The 23,707-nt window shown below is 60.0% G+C and carries 18 protein-coding genes; 6 read left to right on the top strand and 12 right to left on the bottom strand.

Features of this window, described 5'->3' with window-relative positions; translation table 11 throughout:
- Nucleotides 1-144: 144 nt before the first annotated feature.
- From JQ845_RS22190 to JQ845_RS22180, 3 genes are read left to right on the top strand one after another with little or no spacing between them, the layout of a single operon-like run.
- The gene (locus JQ845_RS22190; RefSeq protein ID WP_029612923.1) at nucleotides 145-1,485 is read left to right on the top strand and encodes an MFS transporter; all 1,341 of its coding nucleotides are present in this window, start codon (nucleotides 145-147) and stop codon (nucleotides 1,483-1,485) included.
- A 28-nt stretch (nucleotides 1,486-1,513) separates the two neighbouring features.
- Entirely contained in the window at nucleotides 1,514-2,863 is a 1,350-nt protein-coding gene (gene gudD / locus JQ845_RS22185; RefSeq protein ID WP_203009469.1) for a glucarate dehydratase, read from the top strand.
- Between the two features lie 43 nt (nucleotides 2,864-2,906).
- A complete protein-coding gene (locus tag JQ845_RS22180; RefSeq protein ID WP_161719928.1) occupies nucleotides 2,907-4,490 on the top strand; it encodes an aldehyde dehydrogenase (NADP(+)) in 1,584 nt (527 codons plus the stop codon).
- A 478-nt stretch (nucleotides 4,491-4,968) separates the two neighbouring features.
- On the opposite strand, the gene JQ845_RS22175 is transcribed toward JQ845_RS22180, so the two are convergent.
- From JQ845_RS22175 to JQ845_RS22130, 10 genes are all read right to left on the bottom strand, one after another.
- Nucleotides 4,969-5,379 (bottom strand): SRPBCC family protein, encoded by a 411-nt coding sequence (locus JQ845_RS22175; protein ID WP_010657207.1) that lies wholly within the window; start codon nucleotides 5,377-5,379, stop codon nucleotides 4,969-4,971.
- Nucleotides 5,380-5,502: 123 nt separating this feature from the next.
- The gene (locus JQ845_RS22170) at nucleotides 5,503-6,333 is read right to left on the bottom strand and encodes an amidohydrolase family protein (RefSeq protein WP_161719926.1); all 831 of its coding nucleotides are present in this window, start codon (nucleotides 6,331-6,333) and stop codon (nucleotides 5,503-5,505) included.
- Between the two features lie 27 nt (nucleotides 6,334-6,360).
- Nucleotides 6,361-7,650, bottom strand: coding sequence for an MFS transporter (locus JQ845_RS22165; protein WP_003444993.1), 1,290 nt, complete (start codon nucleotides 7,648-7,650; stop codon nucleotides 6,361-6,363).
- A gap of 122 nt (nucleotides 7,651-7,772) precedes the next feature.
- On the bottom strand, nucleotides 7,773-8,504 hold the full coding sequence (locus JQ845_RS22160; protein ID WP_003444995.1) for a GntR family transcriptional regulator: 732 nt from the start codon (nucleotides 8,502-8,504) through the stop codon (nucleotides 7,773-7,775).
- A 123-nt stretch (nucleotides 8,505-8,627) separates the two neighbouring features.
- Nucleotides 8,628-8,933, bottom strand: a complete 306-nt coding sequence (locus tag JQ845_RS22155) for an NIPSNAP family protein (RefSeq protein ID WP_203009468.1) — start codon at nucleotides 8,931-8,933, stop codon at nucleotides 8,628-8,630.
- Nucleotides 8,934-9,099: 166 nt separating this feature from the next.
- Entirely contained in the window at nucleotides 9,100-10,059 is a 960-nt protein-coding gene (locus JQ845_RS22150) for an isoaspartyl peptidase/L-asparaginase family protein (protein ID WP_160627914.1), read from the bottom strand.
- Complete coding sequence (locus JQ845_RS22145; RefSeq protein ID WP_003445001.1) at nucleotides 10,056-10,832, bottom strand: amino acid ABC transporter ATP-binding protein; 777 nt, start codon at nucleotides 10,830-10,832, stop codon at nucleotides 10,056-10,058. Before JQ845_RS22145 ends, JQ845_RS22150 begins: the two co-directional genes overlap by 4 nt.
- On the bottom strand, nucleotides 10,829-11,926 hold the full coding sequence (locus tag JQ845_RS22140) for an amino acid ABC transporter permease (RefSeq protein ID WP_003445003.1): 1,098 nt from the start codon (nucleotides 11,924-11,926) through the stop codon (nucleotides 10,829-10,831). The genes JQ845_RS22145 and JQ845_RS22140 overlap by 4 nt, the downstream gene beginning before the upstream one ends.
- 2 nt (nucleotides 11,927-11,928) lie before the next feature.
- Complete coding sequence (locus JQ845_RS22135) at nucleotides 11,929-13,083, bottom strand: amino acid ABC transporter permease (protein WP_003445004.1); 1,155 nt, start codon at nucleotides 13,081-13,083, stop codon at nucleotides 11,929-11,931.
- A 13-nt stretch (nucleotides 13,084-13,096) separates the two neighbouring features.
- Nucleotides 13,097-14,134: an amino acid ABC transporter substrate-binding protein gene (locus JQ845_RS22130; protein WP_003445005.1), complete on the bottom strand. Its 1,038-nt coding sequence runs from the start codon at nucleotides 14,132-14,134 to the stop codon at nucleotides 13,097-13,099.
- 155 nt (nucleotides 14,135-14,289) lie between these two features.
- On the opposite strand from JQ845_RS22130, the gene JQ845_RS22125 reads away from it, so the two are divergent.
- Both JQ845_RS22125 and JQ845_RS22120 read left to right on the top strand, forming a co-directional pair.
- Nucleotides 14,290-15,159, top strand: a complete 870-nt coding sequence (locus JQ845_RS22125; protein WP_003445006.1) for a LysR family transcriptional regulator — start codon at nucleotides 14,290-14,292, stop codon at nucleotides 15,157-15,159.
- A gap of 170 nt (nucleotides 15,160-15,329) precedes the next feature.
- Nucleotides 15,330-17,033, top strand: coding sequence for an amidase (locus tag JQ845_RS22120; protein ID WP_203009467.1), 1,704 nt, complete (start codon nucleotides 15,330-15,332; stop codon nucleotides 17,031-17,033).
- Between the two features lie 1,790 nt (nucleotides 17,034-18,823).
- On the opposite strand, the gene JQ845_RS22115 is transcribed toward JQ845_RS22120, so the two are convergent.
- Both JQ845_RS22115 and JQ845_RS22110 read right to left on the bottom strand, forming a co-directional pair.
- A complete protein-coding gene (locus JQ845_RS22115; RefSeq protein WP_003442402.1) occupies nucleotides 18,824-20,098 on the bottom strand; it encodes a Zn-dependent hydrolase in 1,275 nt (424 codons plus the stop codon).
- A gap of 48 nt (nucleotides 20,099-20,146) precedes the next feature.
- Nucleotides 20,147-21,634: an NCS1 family nucleobase:cation symporter-1 gene (locus JQ845_RS22110; RefSeq protein WP_003442400.1), complete on the bottom strand. Its 1,488-nt coding sequence runs from the start codon at nucleotides 21,632-21,634 to the stop codon at nucleotides 20,147-20,149.
- A 598-nt stretch (nucleotides 21,635-22,232) separates the two neighbouring features.
- Here JQ845_RS22110 and hydA point away from each other — a divergent pair.
- Nucleotides 22,233-23,672, top strand: coding sequence for a dihydropyrimidinase (hydA, locus tag JQ845_RS22105; RefSeq protein WP_003442398.1), 1,440 nt, complete (start codon nucleotides 22,233-22,235; stop codon nucleotides 23,670-23,672).
- The last annotated feature ends 35 nt before the right edge of the window (nucleotides 23,673-23,707 follow it).

Genomic DNA, 23,707 nt, shown 5'->3' with positions numbered 1-23,707 from the left:
TATTACAAACAGGCCATTTATAACTTATTGGTTTGTTTCCGGGCATTGCGAGGCGAAAACTCAACTCGTATGATGTCCGTCAACCGGTCGGCCAAGCCACCGGTCAGCCACACCCGCATAAAAATAATCAGTGGGGTCAGATTTGTGAACATTTCCAGCAACGTGTCTGCTGCGCCCGCCAACGATCCTGTTCTGGCGCGCGCGATCCAAAAAGTGAAGAGGCATGTACTGCCGCTCTTCGTCATCATGTTCATCGTCAATTACATAGACCGCGTCAACATCGGCTTTGTACGCTCACATATGGAGCATGACCTGGGCATTGGTGCCGCCGCCTACGGCTTTGGCGCCGGGCTGTTTTTCATTGGCTATGCACTGTTCGAAGTGCCCTCCAACATGCTGCTGCAAAAAGTCGGGGCCCGCATCTGGCTGACCCGGATCATGTTCACCTGGGGCATCACCGCCACCCTGATGGCCTTTATCCAGAACGAAACCCACTTCTATATCCTGCGTTTTTTGCTGGGCGTCGCCGAAGCCGGCTTCTTCCCGGGGGTTATCTACTATTTCACCCGCTGGTTGCCTGGCGCCGAGCGCGGCAAGGCGATTGCGATCTTCCTCAGCGGTTCCGCGCTGGCATCCCTGATTTCCGGTCCGCTCAGCGGCCTGCTCCTGCAAATTACCGGCATGGGCCTGCATGGCTGGCAGTGGATGTACATCATTGAAGGCATGGCCTCGGTGCTGCTGTGCTTCTTTGTCTGGTTCTGGCTGGACTCCAAACCCCATGACGCCAAATGGCTCAGCCGTCAGGAACAGGATGCGCTGGTCAACGAAATTGACCGCGAACAACGCGAGCGGGATGCCGTCAACACCGTCAAGCCAACCCTGGGCAAACTGCTCAAGGACCGCCAGATCATGTTGTTCTGTGCCATCTACTTCTGCATCCAGCTGACCATTTACGCGGCCACGTTCTGGCTGCCGAGCATCATCAAAAAAATGGGCGACCTGAGCGATATCCAGGTGGGCTTTTTCAACTCCATCCCGTGGCTGATCTCGATCATTGCCATGTATGCATTCGCGGCCCTGGCCAGCCGGTTCAAGTACCAGCAGGCCTGGATTGCAGCTGCCTTGCTGATTGCCGCGCTGGGCATGTTCCTTTCGACCACCGGCGGTCCGATCTTCGCGTTCATTGCCATCTGCTTTGCGGCCATCGGCTTCAAATCGGCGTCGTCGCTGTTCTGGCCGATCCCCCAGGGTTATCTGGATGCGCGCATCGCGGCAGCGGTGATTGCACTGATCAACTCCATCGGCAACCTCGGCGGCTTCGTTGCACCCACCACCTTCGGCTTCCTGGAACAAACCACAGGTTCGATTCAGGGCGGGCTTTACGGCCTGGCCGGTACCTCGATCATTGCGGCCATCATCGTGTTCTTTGCCAAGACCAAACCCAAGCCCGCGGCTGTGATGCCTGCAGCTCTGCAACCCGCCTAGGCCCCTGACTCTTTTTAAGGAACACGACATGAATAACGAACACCAGCACCACGCGGCAAAAGCCCCGATTGTCACCAGCCTGCAGGTGATTCCGGTGGCCGGGCATGACAGCATGCTGCTCAACCTCAGCGGTGCCCACGGCCCTTTCTTCACCCGCAACATCGTGATTCTCAAGGACAGCAGCGGCAATACCGGGGTCGGCGAAGTACCGGGCGGCGAACGTATCCGCGAAACCCTGGAAGATGCCCGCAGCCTGGTGGTAGGCCAACCTATCGGTAACTACCAGAGCATTCTCAATGCCATGCGCACCACCTTTGCCGCCCGCGACTCGGCCGGCCGGGGCCTGCAAACCTTTGACCTGCGCATCACCATCCATGCGGTAACGGCAATGGAAGCCGCCCTGCTCGACCTGCTGGGCCAGTTTCTGCAAGTACCGGTCGCAGCCCTGCTCGGTGAAGGCCAGCAGCGCGACGCGGTAAAGATGCTCGGCTACCTGTTCTACATTGGTGACCGCCAGCAGACCGATCTGGCCTATCGCAGTGAAGCCGATGCCGATGACTGGTTCCGCCTGCGTCATGAACAGGCAATGACCCCGCAAACCATCGTCCGCCTGGCCGAAGCGGCCCAGGCCAAATACGGTTTCAACGACTTCAAGCTCAAGGGCGGGGTATTGCGCGGCGCGGAAGAGATCGAAGCCGTCACCGCCCTGGCCGAACGCTTCCCCGATGCACGCATTACCCTTGACCCCAATGGCGCCTGGTCACTCAAGGAAGCCATCGGCCTGTGCCGCGATCAACACCATGTGCTGGCCTACGCCGAAGACCCCTGCGGCGCCGAAAACGGTTACTCGGGGCGCGAGGTGATGGCGGAGTTCAGACGCGTCACCGGCCTGCCTACAGCCACCAACATGATCGCCACCGACTGGCGCGAAATGGGCCATGCGATCCAGTCCCAGGCGGTCGATATCCCGCTGGCCGATCCGCACTTCTGGACCATGCAGGGTTCGGTGCGGGTCGCCCAGATGTGCCACGAGTGGGGCCTGACCTGGGGCTCGCACTCCAACAATCACTTCGATATTTCCCTGGCCATGTTCACCCAGGTGGCGGCCGCCGCACCGGGCGAAATCACCGCCATCGATACCCACTGGATCTGGCAGGACGGTCAGCGCCTGACCCGCGAACCGCTGCAAATTGTCGAGGGTCACATCAAGGTTCCGGCCAGACCCGGTCTGGGCGTGGACATCGACATGGACGCAGTGGCCAAAGCCCACGAACTGTATAAAGGTATGGGCCTTGGTGCACGGGACGACAGCGTCGCCATGCAGTACATTGTTCCGGGCTGGAAATACGACAACAAAAAACCCTGTCTTGTGCGCTGAGTTCCATAGCGCGTCTAAAGCCTATCTAGCGAGGATTGAACCGATGTCTACCGTAACAGGCCAAAACTTTATCGGCGGCAGCCGTAGCGCTGCCGGCACAGTCACCCTTGAAAGCCTCGATGCCAGCACCGGCGTTGCCCTGCCCTTTCGCTTTCATCAGGCCACGCCCGAGGAAGTAGACCGCGCCGCCAATGCCGCCGATCAGGCCTTTATCGAATTCCGCCAGCTCAGCCCTGAACGCCGCGCCGAATTTCTCGATGCCATTGCTGACGAAATCGACCAGTTGGGCGACGACTTTGTGGCGCTGGTCTGCCGTGAAACCGCACTGCCCGCCGGGCGTATCCAGGGCGAACGCGGTCGTACCAGCGGCCAGATGCGCCTGTTCGCCAAAGTGCTGCGTCGCGGCGACTTTTTAGGCGCCCGTATCGACCTGGCCATGCCGGACCGCAAACCGCTGCCACGGGTGGACTTGCGTCAATACCGCATCGGCGTTGGTCCGGTGGCAGTGTTTGGCGCCAGTAACTTCCCACTGGCCTTTTCCACTGCCGGTGGCGACACTGCCGCTGCTTTTGCTGCTGGCTGCCCGGTGGTGTTCAAGGCCCACAGCGGTCACATGGCAACGGCTGACCAGGTCGGTTGCGCAATCATTCGCGCCGCAGAAAAAACCGGCATGCCCAAGGGCGTGTTCAACATGATCTTCGGCGCCGGCGTCGGCGAGCCGCTGATCAAACACCCGGCCATTCAGGCAGTGGGCTTTACCGGGTCGCTGCACGGTGGCAATGCGCTGAGCAAAATGGCTGCCGAGCGCGAGCAACCGATTCCGGTATTCGCCGAGATGTCGAGCATCAACCCGGTGATCCTGCTGCCCCAGGCCCTGGCCGCACGGGGTGGCAAGGTGGCAGGGGAACTGGCCGCATCCGTGACCATGGGCGGTGGCCAGTTCTGCACCAACCCCGGGCTGGTGATCGGCCTGCGCTCCCCCGAGCTGTCGGCGTTCATCGAACAACTCACGCAACAGATGGCCGAACAGGCGCCACACACCCTGCTCAATGCGGGCGGTCTGCGCAACTACGCCAAGGGCGTCGAGCACCTGCTCAGCCATAAAGGCATCACTCACCTGGCCGGCCACAGCCAGTCCGGCGCACAGGCCCAGCCACAGCTGTTCAAGGCCGATGTCAGCCTGCTGCTGAACAAGGATCCTTTGCTGCAGGAAGAAGTGTTCGGTCCGGCGACGATCATCATCGAAGTGGAAAATGACGCCCAGCTCAAAGCAGCGCTGCTGGCCCTGCGCGGGCAACTGACCGCCACCCTGATTGGCGAACCGGCCGACCTTGAGCACTACCAGTGGCTGATGCCGATTCTTGAGCAAAAAGTAGGGCGCATCCTGGTCAATGGCTACCCGACCGGGGTCGAAGTCTGTGATGCCATGGTTCACGGCGGCCCTTACCCGGCCACCTCGGATGCACGCGGCACCTCGGTTGGCTCACTGGCCATCGACCGGTTCTTGCGTCCGGTGTGCTACCAGAACTATCCCGACGCCTTGCTGCCGGCAGCGTTGCAAAATCGCAACCCGCTGGGCCTGCAACGTCTGGTTAACGGCGAGTGGAGTTCGAAAGCGATTGCTTAAGGCTTTATGACTGGACGACGGCGCCTGCAACGGGCGCCGTTTTTGTTTCTGCGCTTGTAGAAATTGGATCCAATATCAAATCTCAGGCAAAAAAAAGCCCAAGTAGCTGATGGAAACTTGGGGCTTAAAAATGCATAAACCGTGGTAGGTGAACGCAGGGCGATCTTACCCCAGTGTCACAATAAGTAACAAGTTATTTTGCACAATTTATTTCAAAGCAATACTGACCTAAGTCATTAAATAGTCACAAGTTTTCCAACCCGGACTGATTCTGGATGGCCACCATTTGCGGGTTTTTCGTTTTATTTCAAGGGTCTAGCTTGCCAATATCGACTTTATGAGCTTATGAGCAATATGCCACTACTGCTGCCTTGGTGAAAACTGCAGCAGAGTGTCAGAAGCCGATGCATCGACTGCCCCACCGCCATCGCTGGCAAGCCAGCCCCCATTGGATACAGGCTCCTGCAGGATTGGGCTGTCAGCCCGGGAAATTGGCGCGCAGCGCTGTCAGGCCGACCTGGTAGACACCCGTGAACAGTTCCTGTGCCTCGCCTTCAGTGACACCGACCGCCGTGAAATGACCGGACCATCTCACTCGCGCGCCGTCACCCAGGGCTTCAACGCTCAAGGTCGCCAGATAGTCCTGCACCGGAAAAGGGGACTCGGTCAGGGAGTAGCTGTAGGTTTTAGCGGCGTTGTCGAAGGTTTGCAGACGCTCGACAATCACCGTGCCATCCTCGGTGCGCAGGTTGCGCAAGCGCCCGCCTTCACTGAGTTCGCTTCGGGTGACGATCGGCAACCAGTCGGGCAGGCTATTGAAGCCACCGATCAATTGCCAGACCTGGTCGGCCGAAGCCGGGATGTCGATTACCGCTGATGCCGTTGCCATGTGATCTGTGTCTCCGGGTAACTGAAAAGGAAATGAAGCGCCATGCTGTCGACCCTACCACCGCAGCCCCGCAAGACCACGATTACATTGACAAGATCAAACTCGATACTGACCGATCTGCAGTCAAAACCCGAATAAGACTTTAGCCGCCTGCACCTGCAGCGACTGCAGCAATGGCGCCGGGCATTGCAGGGCCTGCAACTGCTCAATCACCCGGGCATAGTCAATAGTGTGTTCATGCTGGGTATGCGGCCAGTCACTGCCCCACACCAATCGGTCCGGGCCAAAGTTCTGCACCAGTAAGGGCAATGCCGCCCGGGCAAACTCGAGGTTTTGCCGCTCGCTGCCACCCAGACGATAGATACCAGAGACTTTCACCCATACCCGACCGCTGCGCCCCAGTTCGAGCATTTGCGCAAAACCGGGTTGATCCAGACCCAGACGTGCGTCCGGGCGGCCAAAATGATCAATCACCACTTTGACCCCGGACGCCAGTAGCTGGCGTGCAAGATCCGGCAGGTCCTCGATCTGACGGTGCAACTCGACATGCCAGCCCAGCCCGGCAATGCGGCCCAGAAAGTCTTTCCAGACTGGCTCGGCCAGGTCCGGCAAGGCCTTGCCCATCAAGTTCAGGCGCACCCCGACCACGCCCTGGCGGGCCATGTCGTGCAGCACCCCGGGCTTGACCCCGGGTTCCAGCACCACCACCCCGCGCAGTTGCCCGGGCGCCTGTTCCAGCGCTGCCAGCAGGTAGCTGTTATCGGTGCCCAGAAAGCTGGGCTGCACCAGCACGCCGTGACTCAGACCGTGGTCGCCCAGGTATTTCAAGTACTGCGCCAGGGTCGCGTCATAGTCCGGGGTGTAACGCCGGGCCGCGCTCAGGCTCAGCTCGCGACTGAATACATGGGCATGGCTATCGATGCCGGTCAGGGTTGTGGAACGGGGATCAGACATGGATTTCATCTACAAAAGTAAGCGGCTTCAGGCACGGGCGCCCTCTTTGCCAAGGGTGTCGTCCGGGATCACGGACGTGGATTTTTCAAGGCTGCGGCCACGGGTTTCCGGCAAGCAAAGGGCGGCGAGAACGGCCACGCCATAGGCGATGCCGGCGTCGATGCCAATCGCCGAGCCCAGGGACATGGACTCGCTCATATGCCCGACCAGGAACGGGAACACCGCCGACAGCACCCGGCCAAAGTTGTAGCAAAAACCCACACCGGCACCGCGCACGTCCGCCGGGTACAGTTCGTTAAACAGGGCCCCAAGGCTTGCGGGAATACCGGCGGCGAAGAAGCCCAGCGGGAAGCCGAGAAACAGCATCTGGGTATTGCTCAGCGGCAGGAACACGTAGCACTGCACCGTGACCACACAGCACAACGCGAACAGCACAATGTTCTTGCGACGCCCGATACGGTCGATCAACAAACCGCTGACCACGCAGCCGCACCAGAAGGCAAAGATAATCACCGCCAGATAACCGCCGGAGTTGAGTACCGACAGGTTGCGCTCGGTTTTAAGGAACGTCGGCAGCCAGGTCATGACCGCGTGGTAACCACCGTGGGCGCCCAGCCCCAGCAGCCCCCCGAACAAGGTCACGCGGATCAGTTCCGGGCGGAAGATGCCCGCCAGGGATTTGAAGAAGCTTTGGGGGATGACACGTTCCTTTTGCATGCGCTGGAAGCTGTCGGGCTCCTCGACATTGCGCCGCACCCAGATGATCAGGAACGAAGGCAGCAACCCGACCACGAACATCACGCGCCAGGCCATGTCCTGCGGTACCAGCGAATAGATCAGGGCGAACACCCCGACCGCCAGACCCCAACCGACCGCCCAGGCGCTTTGCACGGTGCCCATGACCTTGCCGCGATATTTCGGGTTGATGGTCTCGGCCATCAGTACTGCGCCGGCCGCCCATTCGCCACCGATGCCAAACCCCTGCAGCGCCTTGACGATCAACAGTTGATGGAAGCCGGTGACGAAGGCTGACAGAAAGGTGAAGAACGAGAACCAGAGAATCATCCACTGCAGCGTGCGCACCCGACCATAGCGGTCAGACAGCGTGCCGCCGACCCAGCCACCGATCGCCGACGTCACCAGGGTGACAGCGCTGATCAATCCTGCATCGCCCTTGGTCAAGGCGAAGGCGGCAATCAGCGCCGGAATCGCCAGACCGAACATTTGTACTTCCAGCGCGTCGAGGGACCATCCGCCGAAGCAGGCCCAAAACGTTTTTCGCTCCCGGGGAGTGACCTGCCGATACCAACTGAACATGATTCTTATCCTTATGGGTGGAACCTGAGGCAGCCGAACGCGAACCGCGCCGCTATCGGGCCAGTCATGACAAACACAACGATGAACCCCCTGCCGGCCAACGGGCCCACAGGGGTGGGGGGTTAACGGATATCCACGCTGTAACGGAAATGCTCGGCATGCCCGCGCGAGCGTCGCCACTCCAGCGGCGTACCGGCGTAATCCCGGGCCAGCCGCTCGATCACCACCACCGGGCTGTTGACCTCGACCTGCAGCAGCCGGGCATGCACTTCATTGACCGATTCGGCGGTCAGGGTTTCTTCGGCATAGGCCACAACCTGGCCGCACATCTCTTCGTAGATGGGATACAGCAACGGCCCCTGCTCACTCAGATCGATCTTGAGCAGCGGCTCGAAACGGCTGCGGGGCAGCCAGATTTCTTCGGCAAGCAGCGGCTGAACTTCCAGCAGGCGAATACGCACAATCCGGATCACTGCTGCATCGACAGCCAGCCCCAGTGCCTGGGCCACTGCCGAGGGCGCAGCCACGGGCTCGACGCTGAGGATGCGACTTTGCGGCACCAGGCGTTCGCCGGAGGCCGTCTGAAAGCGGAAAAACCGGAACAGCGAAGATTGAAACTGGGGACGGCGGACAAAGGTACCGCGACCCTGTTGGCGTTCCAGGACGCCATCACTGACCAGCATGTCTATGGCTTTGCGCACGGTGCCGGTGGACAGGTGATATTGCGCAGACAGCGCAGCCTCGGTAGGAATCGCCTCCCCCGGGCGCCAGCGGTTCCTGGCGATCTGCTCAGCCAGATGGTCACGCAGGCGTTGGTAATGCGGCAGGCGGGTATCACTGGAAAGAGCATTCATAGACTTTATGCGCCAAGTTATATAGTCATATATATGAATATTGGCGACGAGTATTTCCTCATCGCCAATGACTGTCAATATGGATCGGAATATTCACCCTGGTAATCCGTAGTCGCTGCCCGGTTACCGGAACACCGGACGCAGGAAGCTGCGCTCGTAACTGACAATGCAGCGGTTGTCCTCTGCCAGCTTGAACGCCGCGATACACTCGGGGTCGGTTTTAGAGCGCTCGCGGTAGTCTTCATAGGCTGCCAGGGAGGGGAACGAAAACATGGCCAGCGCTATGTTGTTGGCGCCTTCCGATGGCAGGAAGTAGCCATGGTGGATGCCACCGAATTTCTCTACCAGCGGGATCCACAACCGCCCGTACGCTTCGAATTCGGCCAGTTTGTAAGGGTCAATCACATAGCGCAGATGGCAGGTAATCATGTCTTCAGTCCATGGCGTAAAAGGAGGCCGAGACTAAGCTGCGGCCTCCTCTGAGGTCAATATGCCATCACTGCGCCCCACCCGCCTTCCCCTGCAGGAGCGAGCCTTTGCAACCTGACAACAAAGAGCTTGCGAGCACGCTCGCTCCTACAGGGGGCGGTATGTGTCAAACAGCGTGCAGGCGGTCATCCTCGGCATAAATCGCCGTGTGCATACCACCCTCCGCATCCCGCCAGGCGCGGTACATGCCGGGGGTGTTGAAGCTCAGAACGGTCTCGCCCGAAGGGGATACCGCCACTACGCCGCCGCTGCCTCCCAGTTCCTTGAGCTCGCCCTGCACCACCGCCTCACAGGCCTGGTCCAGGCTCGATCCCACCAGGCGGATCCGCGACGCGATGTTATGGGCGACCACAGTGCGGATAAAGAATTCGCCGTGCCCGGTGGCCGAGATGGCGGCACTGCGGTCATCGGCCCAGGTACCGGAGCCGATCAGCGGCGAGTCGCCTACCCGACCGTAGCGCTTGTTGGTAATGCCACCGGTGGAGGTAGCTGCAGCCACATGCCCGTTGCAGTCCAGGGCCACAGCGCCCACGGTGCCGAATTTCTTTTCAATGCCCCCCGGCTCCAGCATCAGGGTCTCGGGTTGCTGTTGCTGGGCGGCCCACTGCCGACGGCGCAAGGGCGTGTCATACCAATCGTTGCTGACATGCTCCAGCCCCGCTTGCTCGGACAGGAACAGATCGGCGCCGGTACCGGCCAGCAACACATGTTCACTGTGCTCAAGCACCGCCCGCGCTCCGCAAATCGGGTTGCGCACATGGTGCACGCCCGCCACTGCACCGGCCTCCAGGTTGGCGCCGTTCATGATCGCGGCGTCCAGTTCATGATCGCCGCAGTGGGTAAAGACAGCGCCTTTTCCGGCATTGAACCAGGGGCACTCCTCCAGCTCGACCACGCTGGCCTGCACCGCATCCAGGCTGCTACCGCCGCGCTCCAGCACTGCAACCCCGGCCTTGAGCGCCTGCAACAACGCCTGGTGGATCGCCTGTTCGTCGTCTTCAGTCAGCATGCCGGGCATCAGTACGCCGGCGCCACCGTGCAAGGCCATGGCAATAGAAGGGGTCATTGTGCATGCACTCCGTGGTTGATGATCTGGCTCAAAAAACGTTGGGTTCGCGGGGATTCAGGGGCCGAGAAAAACCGCTCGGGCGGGGCCTCTTCAACAATTTCGCCCTGATCCATAAATACAATCCGGTCCGCGACCTTGCGCGCGAAACCCATCTCGTGGGTCACACAGATCATGGTCATGCCTTCATGGGCCAGACTGGTCATCACCTCCAGGACCTCGGCAATCATTTCCGGGTCCAGGGCCGAGGTCGGTTCATCAAACAACATGACTTTGGGCTGCATGCACAACGCCCGGGCTATCGCGATACGTTGCTGCTGGCCGCCGGACAACTGGGACGGAAACTTGTTGGCATGGTCGCGCATCTTGACCTTGTCCAGCAGGCTCAGGGCGCGCTCGATGGCCTGGTCCTGGGGCACGCCAAGGTTGGAGGTTTGCGCCAGGGTGCAGTTTTTCAGCACGGTGAGATGGGGGAACAGATTGAAGTGCTGAAAGCACATGCCGACCTGACGACGAATGCGCTCCAGCCCCTTGACGCTGCCATTGAGCTCCTCCCCCAGCACCTCGACTGTGCCTTGCTGGTGTTGTTCGAGCTGGTTGATGCAGCGGATCAGGGTCGACTTGCCCGAACCCGAAGGCCCGCAAATCACCACCTTCTCCCCCGCTTCAACGTTCAGGGAAATATTTTTCAGTACGTGGGCATTACCGAACCATTTGTTCAATTGCTCGATGCGCACCATCAGGGCTGGATCGGACTTGGCTTTGCTGATCATGAGCGGCTCTGCTCCATACGTTGTTCAAGGTGTCGGGCGTAGCGCGACAGTGCAAAACAGATGACAAAGAAATAAATCGCCAGGAACACATAGATTTCGTGGCCGTACTCGACCCACTCAGGGGTGACGGCGGTGCTCATGGCAATGCCCACGATGTCCAGTACGCCGACAATCATCACCAGCGTGGTCTCTTTGAACAGGCCGATAAACTGCGTCAGCAACGGCGCAATGGATTGCTTGAGCACCTGCGGCAGGATGATCTGGCCCATGGTTTTCCAGTAGCCGAAGCCCAGTGCCTGGGCTGCTTCGTACTGGCCCCTGGGCAGATTCTGCAAGCCGCCACGCAGGGTCTCGGCCATATAGGCTGCGGTGAACAGGATCAACACCAGCTGCACCCGCAGCAGGATGTCAAAAGCCGAACCCGGCGGCAGGAACAGTTGAATCATCAGCGACGCCATGAACAGCAGCGAGATCACCGGCACCGAACGCACCAGCTCGATGTACAGCACGCACAGCAGGCGGACCACCGGCAGTTTGGAGCGTCTGCCCAGGGCCAGCAGAATTCCCAGCGGCAAGGCGAAAATCATCCCGGCCGTGCCGAGGAACACCGTTACCAGCATCCCGGCGAACCTGGTCGAAGACACCTCCGGCAAACCGGCGCCGCCCTTGAGCAGCCACCACATCACGATGGGCAGCAACGCCAGGTAAGCCAGGAGCAGGCGACGGTCCAGGCGCTTGAAAAACAGCAGCCCGAACGCCGAACCCGCCAGCACAAATGACAGGGTCACCCGCCACTGTTCGGCCTGGGGATAGAAGCCATAGACAAACAGGTTCCAGCGCTGGGTTATCGGCAACCAGCAAGCCCCGGCAGGGTTGCAATCCCTGGCATGTTCGCCAACGAAGGTGGCATCAAAAACCAGCCAGTTGAGGGCCGCGGGCACGCACCAGCACAGCAGTGCAATCACCCCGAGGGTCAGCAAACTGTGGCCCGCGCTGGGGAACAGCTGGCTGCGGGTCCAGGTCAGCGCGCGCCGGGTCCAGGGCAGTCGTGGCGGCGCCAACGGCAGCGTCAGTGCTTGATTCATTGCAGTCATGTTCAGTGCCCCCTCTGGCCGATACGGTGGTTGTAGATGTTCATCCCCAGGGAGATCACCAGGCTGATTGCGCAGTAAGTGCCCATCACCAGGGCGATGCACTCAATGGCCTGGCCGGTCTGGTTAAGGGTGGTGCCGCCGGTGGACGACACCAGCTCCATGAAACCGATGACTACCCCCAGCGAGGAGTTCTTGACGATGTTGAGGTAGGTGTTGGTGATCTGCGGAATCATCGGGTAGATCGCTTGCGGCACGATCAGCTGGCGCATGGTTGAGCCGGACTTGAAGCCCAGTGCCCTGGCTGCTTCGTACTGGCCGCGATGAACCGACTCGATGGCGCCGCGCACGATTTCGGCGATGTAACTGGCGCTGTAGAACGACAGGGCCAGACACAGGGCGAGCATTTCCGGTACCAGGGTGATCCCGCCCTTGAAGCCGAAGCCACGCTGCACCGGCACCTCCCACTGCACCTGGGCCCCGCTCAAGGCGTACACCAGCAACGGCAGCAACAGGGCCCCGGCCAACAGTGCCGGCCAGCGCCGGGAAGCAAACCCGCGCCACGGCGCACGGGCATCCTTGACTCGACAAAACCCATAGCCCAGCAAGGTACCCAGGGCCATCAAGGTCAGGCCCCAACCCACCAGGCTGCCTTGCTCAAGCCAAGGCAGGGTGAGGCCGTTGTTGTTCAAAAACACCACGCCGGCCAGTGAAGCCGAGTGTTTGACCCCGGGCAAGGCCAGGACCAGCCCGTACCACCACACCAGATGCACCACCAGCGGCACATTGCGCAGAAACTCGACGCAGGTGCCGCTCAGGCGCTTGATCAGCCAGTTGTCCGAGACCCTGGCCAGGCCCAGTGCGCCACCCAGCAGGGTCGCCAGCACAATACTCAGCACCGATACCAGCAAGGTGTTGAGCAGGCCCACCAGATAAGCCCGGGCGTAGGTCGCGTCCGGGGTGTAGTCAATCAGCGAGAAACTGATGTCGTAACCGGCACGCTGAGATAAAAAACCGAATCCCGAGGCGATATTCAGGTGCTTGAGGTTCAACGCGGCGTTACTGGCGAGCAAATAAAAGACTGCCGCAACCAGGGCCAGTACCAGCCCCTGCTGCAACACACTGGACAGACGCAGATTGGGCGAACGATGGGTCGACATAAGCGTAATTCCCTTAACGAATCGGCGGTGCATACATCAAGCCATGGTCTTTCCAGCTGCGGTTCAACCCGCGGGGAATGTTCAGGGCTGTCTGCTGGCCGAGGTTACGGTCGTAGATCTGCGCGTAATTGCCCACTTGCTTGAGGGCGCGGTATGCCCAGTCATTGTCCAGGCCAAAGGATTGACCGATGGTGCCTTCAGTCCCCAGCAAACGGGCGATATCGGTTGATGCCGTTTTACTGGTGCGTAACTGGTCGACGTTGTCCGAGGTCACGCCCAGCTCTTCACCGGTCATCAGCGCGTAGGCGGTCCAGGTCACGATGTTGCGCCAGGTGGTGTCACCCTGGGCGACGAAAGCGCCCAGAGGCTCCTTGGAGATCACTTCGGGCAGCAGCGCGTAGTCCTGGGGGTTGTTCATCAGCGCCAGGCGTGCGGCCAGGCCCGAGGAGTCGTTGGAGATGGCATTGCAGCGCCCGCGCTGGAAGGCCGCGTACAGCTCGGGGCTTTTCTCGATGACCACGGTTTTATAGGTCAGGCCACGGCGGCCGAAATAGTCCTCCAGATTCTGCTCGGAGGTGGTGCCCGGTGACAGGCAAAAGGTTGCGCCGTCCAGATCGGTGAGTTTTTCGATGCCGTCGGCGGCGTGGGTCATAAAGCCCTGGCCGTCATAAAACCAGACGGTGGTGAAATCCACCCCCAGGTTGGCTATCCGCTCGGCCGTCCAGGACGCGGCGCGGGACAGAATGTCGATTTCCCCGGACGCCAGGGCGGTAAAGCGGTTTTTGGCGGTGGTGGTCAGGTACTCGACCTTGTCCGCATCGCCCAGCACCGCGGCAGCCACTGCCCGGCAGAGATCCACGTCCATGCCGGTCCAGCGCCCCTTGTCATCGATCAGGGAAAAGCCCGGTTTGTCGCCGGCTACCCCACAGCGCACAGAGCCATGGGCTTTGACTTTATCCAGCACACCTGCCTGGGCGGTTTGGACACAGGTGGCGAGCAGTGCCAGTACGGGCGCGCCAAGTAAAAGCTTCACCCTATTCAATTTGTGCATATCATTGCCCCTTTAAAAATTCTTCTTGTTATGCCTGACAACCACAGTTCAACGGCAGGTGGCGTATTATGGGCACAATAAAGACAGAGCCACGGGCCGGATAGCGACTCTTGATCCACAATGCTGGACGCCCTATCGAATATTGGAATAACTCTATGAATATCGACTGGTATGAAGACTTTCTCGCCCTGGCCGATACCGGCAAGTTCACCGCGGCTGCCAGCATGCGTGGCTCGTCGCAATCGGCGTTGAGCCGGCGCATTCAGTTACTTGAAGGCCACCTGGGAGCGACCCTGGTGGACCGCGACCGCAACCCGGTGCGCCTGACGGCTGCCGGCGAAGCCCTGCTGCCGAATGCCGTGGAACTGGTGCGCATGGCCCGGGACTGCGAGCAGAGCGTAAGAGTGCTGAACCGGCCGCTGACATTCGCCTCGTTGCACACCCTGGCCTGCAACTTTTTCCCGGGCTGGATCAGCCGGCTCAACAGCCCTGAGGCGCCCCTGTTTACCCGGATCGATACCGGTTATCGCAGCACCGATGATTACTACATGGCGCTGATGTCGGGACGTTGCGATTTCATCCTGTTCTACCGCGACGCCAAGACTGCGCCCTACTCCCGTCAGAGCGAGTTCGAGGTCAAGTCCCTGGGCCAGGACGAACTGTACTGGGTCGCCACCCCGGCCCTGGCCGCGCACTGTGCGCAGACCGATGCGCCGATCCCGCTGTTGAGTTACTCGCGCAGTGCGCAACTGCATGAACTGTCGCGCACCCAGATCAACCGCCATCCACAACCACAGCGCCTGCTGCAGGTGTTCGAAGCGACCGTATCCGAAGCCCTGAAACCCATGGTCGCCAGCGGCCAGGGCGTGGCGTGCATGCCCCACAGCATGGTCGCGCCCCTGATCGAGCGCCAGGAACTGGTGCGCTTGTATCCGGACATGGAATCGGACCATCTGGAAGTGATTCTGGTGCGCTGGCGGGATAACCGTAATCCCCAGGCCGATGCGTTTTGGCAGAGGTTGTAGCCAGGTCTACCGGCGCCACAGCCTTCAATATGGGCCCGGCAAAAAGCTCGCGAGACAAGCTCGCTCCTACATGGGGCTGGAACGGGCAGGGTTTATCATCACATCGCTGGCTGAGCAGGTACGACTTTAGATAAGCTCTGCGTCCCCCATCAGCAACCAGCGGTAAGCGCATGTTTGAAGTCACCGAGGTCCCCATCGCCCAACTGCGCGCCGCGCTCGAGTCCGGACAGGTAACGGCGCTTGAGCTGGTGCAGGCTTATCTTGCCCGCATCGATGCCTATGACACGCCCGATACAGCCACTGCCCTCAATGCCGTGGTGGTGCGCAACCCTGAGGCGCTGGCCGAAGCGCAGGCCAGCGATGCACGGCGGGCCAAGGGCCAGACCCTGGGACCTCTGGACGGCATCCCCTACACCGCCAAGGACAGCTATCTGGTGAAAGGGCTGACCGCAGCGTCGGGCAGCCCCGCCTTCAAGGACCTGGTGGCCCATCGCGATGCGTTTACCATCGAACGCCTGCGTGGTGCCGGGGCCATTTGCCTGGGCAAGACCAATATGCCGCCCATGGCCAACGGTGGCATGCAGCGCGGGGTATATGGCCGTGCCGAGAGCCCGTATAACGCCGACTACCTCACCGCGCCCTTTGCCTCGGGCTCATCCAACGGTGCAGGCACGGCAACCGCAGCCAGTTTTTCGGCATTTGGTCTGGCGGAAGAAACCTGGTCCAGCGGACGAGGCCCGGCCTCGAACAATGGTTTGTGCGCCTATACCCCATCGCGCGGGGTGATTTCGGTGCGCGGCAACTGGCCGCTGACCCCGACCATGGACGTGGTGGTGCCGTTTGCCAGAACCATGGCCGACCTGCTTGAAGTACTGGACGTGGTCGTGGCCGAAGACCCGGACACCCGCGGTGATCTGTGGCGCCTGCAGCCCTGGGTACCGATACCCGCAGTGGCCTCGGTGCGCCCTGCCTCTTACGCAGAGCTCAATGCCGGCGCTGACGCACTGGCAGGCAAGCGCTTTGGCATACCGCGCATGTACATCAATGCCGACCCCGAAGCGGGCACGGCCGAAGCACCGGGTATTGGCGGCCCGACCGGCCAGCGGATCATTACCCGGGCCTCGGTGATCGAGCTCTGGCAAGCCGCGCGTCAGGCCATTGAAGCCCGGGGTGGTGAAGTGATCGAAGTCGACTTCCCGCTGGTATCCAATTGCGAGGGTGACCGCCCCGGAGCACCCACCGTGTTTACCCGCGGTCTGGTGTCCAAAGAGTTTTTGCATGATGAGTTGTGGGAGCTGTCGGCCTGGGCGTTTGACGACTTCCTGCGGGCCAATGGTGATCCGAAACTTGGCTGTCTGGCAGACGTTGACGGTGCACTGATCTTCCCCCACGACCCGGGAACCTTGCCCAATCGCGAAGATGAACTGGCGGCGGGCATGGATGAATATGTGCGCATGGCCGAGCGCGGCATTACCCCGTGGGACCGGATCAGTACCGTGCCGGATGGCCTGCGCGGTCTGGAGCAGACCCGCAGGATTGACCTGGAGGACTGGATGGATGGTCTGGGTCTGGATGCAGTGCTGTTCCCGACGGTTGCCGATGTAGGGCCGGCGGATGCGGATGTGAATCCGGTATCTGCGGATATTGCGTGGAGCAATGGGGTTTGGGTTGCCAACGGTAACCTGGCGATCCGGCATCTGGGTGTGCCGACGGTGACGGTGCCTATGGGTGTGATGGCGGATATTGGCATGCCGGTGGGGCTGACCTTTGCCGGTCGGGCCTATGATGATTCGGCGTTGTTGCGGTTTGCTGCGGCGTTTGAAGCCACCGGCAGCAAACGCCTGATCCCGCCGAGGACGCCGCCATTGGCATAAGTTCTGGTTTTGGTTTGGGCTTGGGCTTGGGCTTTTAAAGACGATGCTCCTGCCGCCACTCGATAGTCGGAACGACGCGGATGCCCATCACAGAAGGCCGAACGCAGGTGCTGTTGTGGGGGTGGCGAGGCAGGACGCCGAGCCAGCCGTGCCGGGCCATGGATGGCCCGTCACGGCGTGCCCCCACAACAGCGCCGGAGTGAGGGCACCGGGCGAGCCTAGGCGAGCTCGGCCGTATGGTAGGGCACAGACCTTTTGGTTCCTTTTGGGGCGTTTGCCAAAAGGGACTCGCCGTAAGGGCGAAACCCGTAAATCGCCGTTGCGCATTGAACGGATATGTACCTAGTTCAAGCAGCTGGAATACCGCGTACATATCCGTTTGATGTATCACAGCTTTCTACGGGTTCCGCCCTTACGGCGGCTCACTTTTGTCAAACAGCCGAGTGTCGGACCACCACAAAAATAAGCAAAAAGGCCTTGCCCCAGCGTACGGCCTTCGCTGCGCTCAGGTTCCCTCGCTCCGGTCCCGCTCCGTGGCCACGCCGTGACGGGCCATCCATGGCCCAACACGGCTCTCCCGGCATCCATGCCGGGAGGACCACTACGCAGAACCTCCTCTCGGCCTCCCGAAGGGGCCAGTAGATCAAGATCAAAAGCCAATCAAAAGCAGATCAAAAACGATCTGTAAGCGCTGTTTTGCTTTTTGCTTTTAAAGGCGATGCCCCTGCCGCCACTCGATAGCCGGAACGACGCGGATGCCCATCACAGAAGGCCGAACGCAGGTGCTGTTGTGGGGGTGGCGAGGCAGGACGCCGAGCCAGCCGTGCCGGGCCATGGATGGCCCGTCACGGCGTGCCCCCACAACAGCGCCGGAGTGAGGGTACCGGGCGAGCCTAGGCGAGCACGGCCGTATGGTAGGGCACAGACCTTTTGGGTACTTTTGGGGCGTTTGCCAAAAGTACCTCGCCGTAAGGGCGAAACCTGTATTTCAGATAAACGCCTGTGCAGGATATGTATCCGGTAGATCTATAAATCCCACCGTGTACATATCCGTTTGATGTATCACGGCTTTCTACGGGTTCCGCCCTTACGGCGGCTCACTTTTGTCAAACAGCCGAGTGTCGGACCACCACAAAAATAAGCAAAAAGGCCTTGCCCCAGCGTACGGCCTTCGCTGCGCTCAGGTTCCCTCGCTCCGGTCCCGCTCCGTGGCCACGCCGTGACGGGCCATCCATGGCCCAACACGGCTCTCCCGGCATCCATGCCGGGAGGACCACTACGCAGAACCTCCTCTCGCCCTCCCGAAGGGGCCAGTAGATCAAGATCAAAAACAAATCAAAAGCAGATCAAAAGCAGATCAAAAGCAGATCAAAAGCAGCCTTGTAGGCACTGTTTTGCCTTTAAAGCAGATGCCTCTGCCGCCACTCGATAGCCGAAACGACGCAGACGCCCATCACAGAAGGCCGAACGCAGGTGCTGTTGTGGGGGTGGCGAGGCAGGACGCCGAGCCAGCCGTGCCGGGCCATGGATGGCCCGTCACGGCGTGCCCCCACAACAGTGCCGGAGTGAGGGAACCGGGCGAGCCTAGGCGAGCTCGGCCGTATGGTAGGGCGCAGACCTTTTGGTCCCTTTTGGGATGGTCCGACACTCGGCGTTTGCCAAAAGGGACTCGCCGTAAGGGCGAAACCCGTAAAAAGCCGTGATACATAGAACGGATATGTACGCTCAGTTTTAACTGCGGTACCGCGTACATATCCGTTTGTGCATCCCAAAGACGCCAGCAACACCCCTTAGCGGGTTTGCGCAACTATCTGCGATGCCGCAAGCATCGCCTTGAGCAACACCGCACATCCCGCCGCCAGATCCCCAGGATCGGCATTCTCGATCTCGTTGTGACTGATCCCCCCCTCACAGGGCACAAAAATCATCCCCGCCGGACCCAGCTCGGCCAGGAAGATCGCGTCATGCCCTGCCCCGCTGACGATGTCCATGTTGGATAACCCCAACTCATTGGCCGCGTCGCGCACCGCATCCACACAATCCGGGTTGAAGTACAACGGCGGGAAGTCCGCAGTCGGGGTCAGTTCAAAACTCAGGCCATGCTGCTTGCAGGTGGCTTCGATCACTCCACGCACTTGCTCGATCATCGAGTCCAGTCGCTCCGGCAACAGGTGACGGAAATCCAGAGTCATGCGCACTTCGCCCGGGATTACGTTGCGTGACCCCGGATAGGCTTGCAGGCAACCCACGGTGCCACAGGCATGGGGCTGATGGCTCAAGGCGGCCTGGTTGACCGCGGCCACCACGGCCGCAGCGCCGACCAGGGCGTCTTTGCGCAGGTGCATGGGCGTCGGTCCCGCGTGGGCTTCTACGCCGCGCAGGTTGAGGTCGAACCATTTTTGCCCCAGAGCGCCAAGCACCACGCCTATGGTTTTGCGTTCGTCTTCAAGGATCGGCCCTTGCTCGATATGGGCTTCGAAGTAAGCACCCACCGGGTGGCCACTGACTTTGCGGCTGCCGGCATAACCAATGGCATTCAGGGCCTCGGCAACCGTTACGCCCTGGGCGTCGGTCTTGGCCAGGGTCTCTTCAAGGGTGAATTTTTCCGCAAATACCCCGGAGCCCATCATGCACGGCGCAAACCGCGAGCCTTCTTCATTGGTCCACACCACCACTTCCAGCGGGGCTTGTGTCTCGATGTTGAGGTCATTGAGCGTGCGCAGTACTTCGACACCCGCCAGCACTCCGTAGCAACCGTCAAACTTGCCGCCGGTGGGCTGGGTATCGATATGGCTGCCGGTCATTACTGGCGGCAAGTCCGGGTTGAGCCCGGGACGACGGGCGAAAATATTGCCCACCGCGTCGACACTGACCGTGCAGCCCGCTTCTTCACACCAGCGTACGAAGATGTCCCGGGCCTGACGGTCGAGGTCGGTCAGGGCCAGGCGACAGACCCCGCCTTTGACTGTGGCTCCCAGTTGCGCCAGCTCCATCAGCGAGGCCCAGAGGCGCTCTCCATTGATGGACTGCGGGCGTTGCTGCTGAAGGTCTTGTACAGCGTTCATGGCGTTTTCCTCAGGCAGTTCTTATAAGAATTGATGGGGGGGGGAATTTCAAATTGCACCTTTGACCACGGTCACCTGCGGGCGGCTCAGGCGGCACAATCCGTAGTAAATCGCAGCTCCCAGTAACGACCCGGTAAACCAGCCGTAGTCGTAAAACCAGCTGAAGGCGCTGCTGCCCAGTGACAACAGGGTCAGCGCAACCGGCACGCCGAAGGCAATAAAACCGTTCCAGTTCCAGGCCGGGTACACACCATCGAGGTAGAGCCCCTCAAGGTCGAGTTTTTGCTGACGGATGATGAAATAGTCCACCACCATGATCCCGGCAATCGGCCCCAGCAGGCTGGAATAGCCCAGCAGCCAGTTGGAGTACACGGTTTCAAGGCTCACGTCAGAGACCAGCAGGCCGAGTTTTTTCAGCAGTTCATGGGCCATCAAGGCCAGCCCCACCAGACCGGTCAACATCACGGCCTTGGTGCGGTTGATCAGTTTTGGCGCGATGTTCTGGAAGTCGTTGGTGGGCGAGACAATGTTGGCTGCCGTGTTGGTGGACAGCGTGGCGATGATGATCAGGGCCATGGCCAGGGCCACCCAGCCAGGACTCTGGATGTGACCAATGAGGCTCACCGGATCGGACACCGTGACGCCCACCAGTTTTTCCGAGGCAGCGGTCAGCACTACCCCCAGCGCGGCGAACAGAAACATGGTCAGGGGCAAACCGAATATCTGGCCCAGAATCTGGTCTTTCTGGCTTTTGGCGTAGCGGCTGAAGTCCGGGATATTCAGGGACAGGGTCGCCCAGAAACCGACCATGGCGGTCAGGCCGGCAAAGAAGTATCCGTACACGCTGGCACCCTCGGGGCGCTTGGGCGGCTGGGCCAGCAACTCGGTCATTGACACGTTTGGTAACGCCCAAACCAGCAAGCCGATACCGACCAGTACCAGCAGCGGGGCCGACAGGGTTTCAAGCCATTTGATCGACTCGGCACCGCGTAATACCACCCACAGATTGAGGGCCCAGAACACCATGAAGCCGATCACTTCTCCGGTGCCGCCGAGGCTTTTCCAGCCTTCAAATACCGAACCCAGGAACAGGTGAATGGCCAGGCCGCCGAACAGGGTTTGAATGCCGAACCAGCCGCAGGCCACCAGGGCGCGGATCAGGCACGGAACGTTGGAGCCAAGGATGCCGAACGAGGATCGCAGCAATACCGGAAAGGGAATGCCGTACTTGGTGCCCGCAAATGCATTGAGGGTCAACGGAATCAGGACCACGATATTGGCCAGAAAAATCGCCAGCAGCGCCTCGCCCACACTGAGCCCGAAGTAGGCGGTCAATACGCCGCCCAGGGTGTAGGTCGGCACACAGATGGACATGCCGATCCACAGCGCCGTGATGTGCCATTTGTTCCAGGTGCGCTCGTGAACTTTGGTGGGCGCCATGTCGTGGTTATATCGGGGACTGTCGAGAACGTCAGTCCCGGCCTCCAGTTCGAACAACCCGTTACGTTCGGTGACTTGTGATCTGCTTGGCTGCATGCTCGTTCACTCTCTTGTTTTGGTGTTCTGGTAACAGGCGCTGCGCAATAACACAGTGCGACTCACTTGCCTGGTCCGGTGAATCCGGTTCTGGCAGCGACAATCAAGAACTGTGCCGTGTTAGTTGCCTCCCCCTGTCTATCGGCTTTCGGTACTTGCAACTGGCTGGTTTAAAAGGTTTTAACCATCAAGGCAAATGACACTCATTCCCGTTAAAGACCCTCTTTTAACTCGTTCCTCTTTTTTCATATAACAAAACGAAACAACTCGGTGCACGCTTATTTATTTTCCGCTTTAAGCTCCCGTTCGCTCAGGGCCTCAAGCGCCTGATTTAGCATAAGAAACTTCGCCTATATTTGAATCCTGTCAAGTGCGTCAAAATGGTGATGCCGTGCACTATTTTGGTGATTTAAATTAAAAACATATATAAATCAGTTAGTTATATAAATATAAGTGCTTTAAAAATAAAGTTTGATCATTTAGCAACAACACTCTAGATTTCATTCCTGACACCAGTGACAGGAACCGATCCTGTACAGCGGTCGTAATAACAACACTTAGAGCCGGTTATAGCCGGTCTGCCTGCGAGGAACTCGGTATGTCACTGTTAATCCGTGGCGCTACGCTTGTGACCCATGATGAAAGTTATTGTGCTGATGTTTATTGCGCTGACGGTCTAGTCCGCGCAATTGGAACTGATCTTGATGTTCCGGCCGGCTGCGAAGTGCTCGATGGCAGCGGTCAATATTTACTTCCCGGCGGTATCGATCCGCACACCCATATGCAATTACCCTTTATGGGAACTGTGTCCAGCGAAGACTTTTTCAGTGGTACTGCTGCCGGTCTGGCCGGTGGCACAACTTCAATTATCGACTTTGTGATTCCCAACCCTCAGCAGTCCTTGCTGGAGGCCTTTCATCAATGGCGCGGCTGGGCTGAAAAATCGGCTTCGGATTACGGCTTCCACGTGGCGATTACCTGGTGGAGCGAGCAGGTGCGCGAAGAAATGGCCGAGCTGGTCAGCCACCACGGGATCAACAGCTTCAAACATTTCATGGCTTACAAAAACGCGATCATGGCCACCGACGACACCCTGGTCGCCAGCTTCGAGCGCTGCCTGGAACTGGGTGCTGTGCCCACCGTGCATGCCGAAAACGGCGAGCTGGTGTATCACTTGCAACGCAAGCTCATGGCCCAGGGCATGACCGGGCCCGAGGCCCATCCGCTGTCGCGCCCCTCCCAGGTGGAGGGCGAAGCAGCCAGCCGGGCGATCCGCATCGCGCAGACCATCGGTACGCCGCTGTACATGGTGCATGTCTCGACCCGTGAAGCGCTGGATGAAATCACCTACGCCCGCAGTCAGGGCCAGCCGGTGTATGGCGAAGTATTGGCTGGCCATTTGCTGCTGGATGAAAGCGTGTACCAGAACCCCGACTGGCAGACCGCCGCCGGCTACGTGATGAGCCCGCCCTTCCGTCCTCGCGGGCATCAGGAGGCGCTTTGGCATGGCTTGCAGTCCGGCAATCTGCACACCACGGCCACCGATCACTGTTGCTTCTGCGCCGAGCAAAAAGCCGCCGGGCGTGATGATTTCAGCCTGATTCCCAACGGCACGGCCGGCATCGAGGACCGCATGGCGGTGCTCTGGGATGAAGGCGTGAACACCGGGCGCCTTTCCATGCAGGAGTTCGTCGCACTGACCTCCACCAACACCGCGAAGATTTTCAATCTGTACCCGCGCAAAGGCACGATCCGGGTCGGGGCCGACGCCGATCTGGTGCTGTGGGACCCCCAGGGCACGCGCACCATTTCCGCCAAAACCCACCATCAAAAAGTCGACTTCAACATCTTTGAAGGCAAGACCGTGCGCGGTGTCCCCAGCCATACCATCAGCCAGGGCCGCCTGGTATGGGCCAATGGCGATCTGCGGGCGGTGCGCGGCGCCGGTCGCTATATCGAACGTGCGGCCTACCCCGCGGTGTTCGACCTGCTGAAAAAACGCGCGGAGCAGCACATGCCCGTTGCCGTAAAGCGCTGACTATAAAAACCACTGCCCGACAGAGGCAGACGATC

The organism is Pseudomonas paraversuta, assembly GCF_904063065.1.
Classification (GTDB): Bacteria; Pseudomonadota; Gammaproteobacteria; order Pseudomonadales; family Pseudomonadaceae; genus Aquipseudomonas; species Aquipseudomonas paraversuta.
Note: the sequence above shows the minus strand (reverse complement) of the source record. Positions and strands in the feature narration are given on the sequence as shown.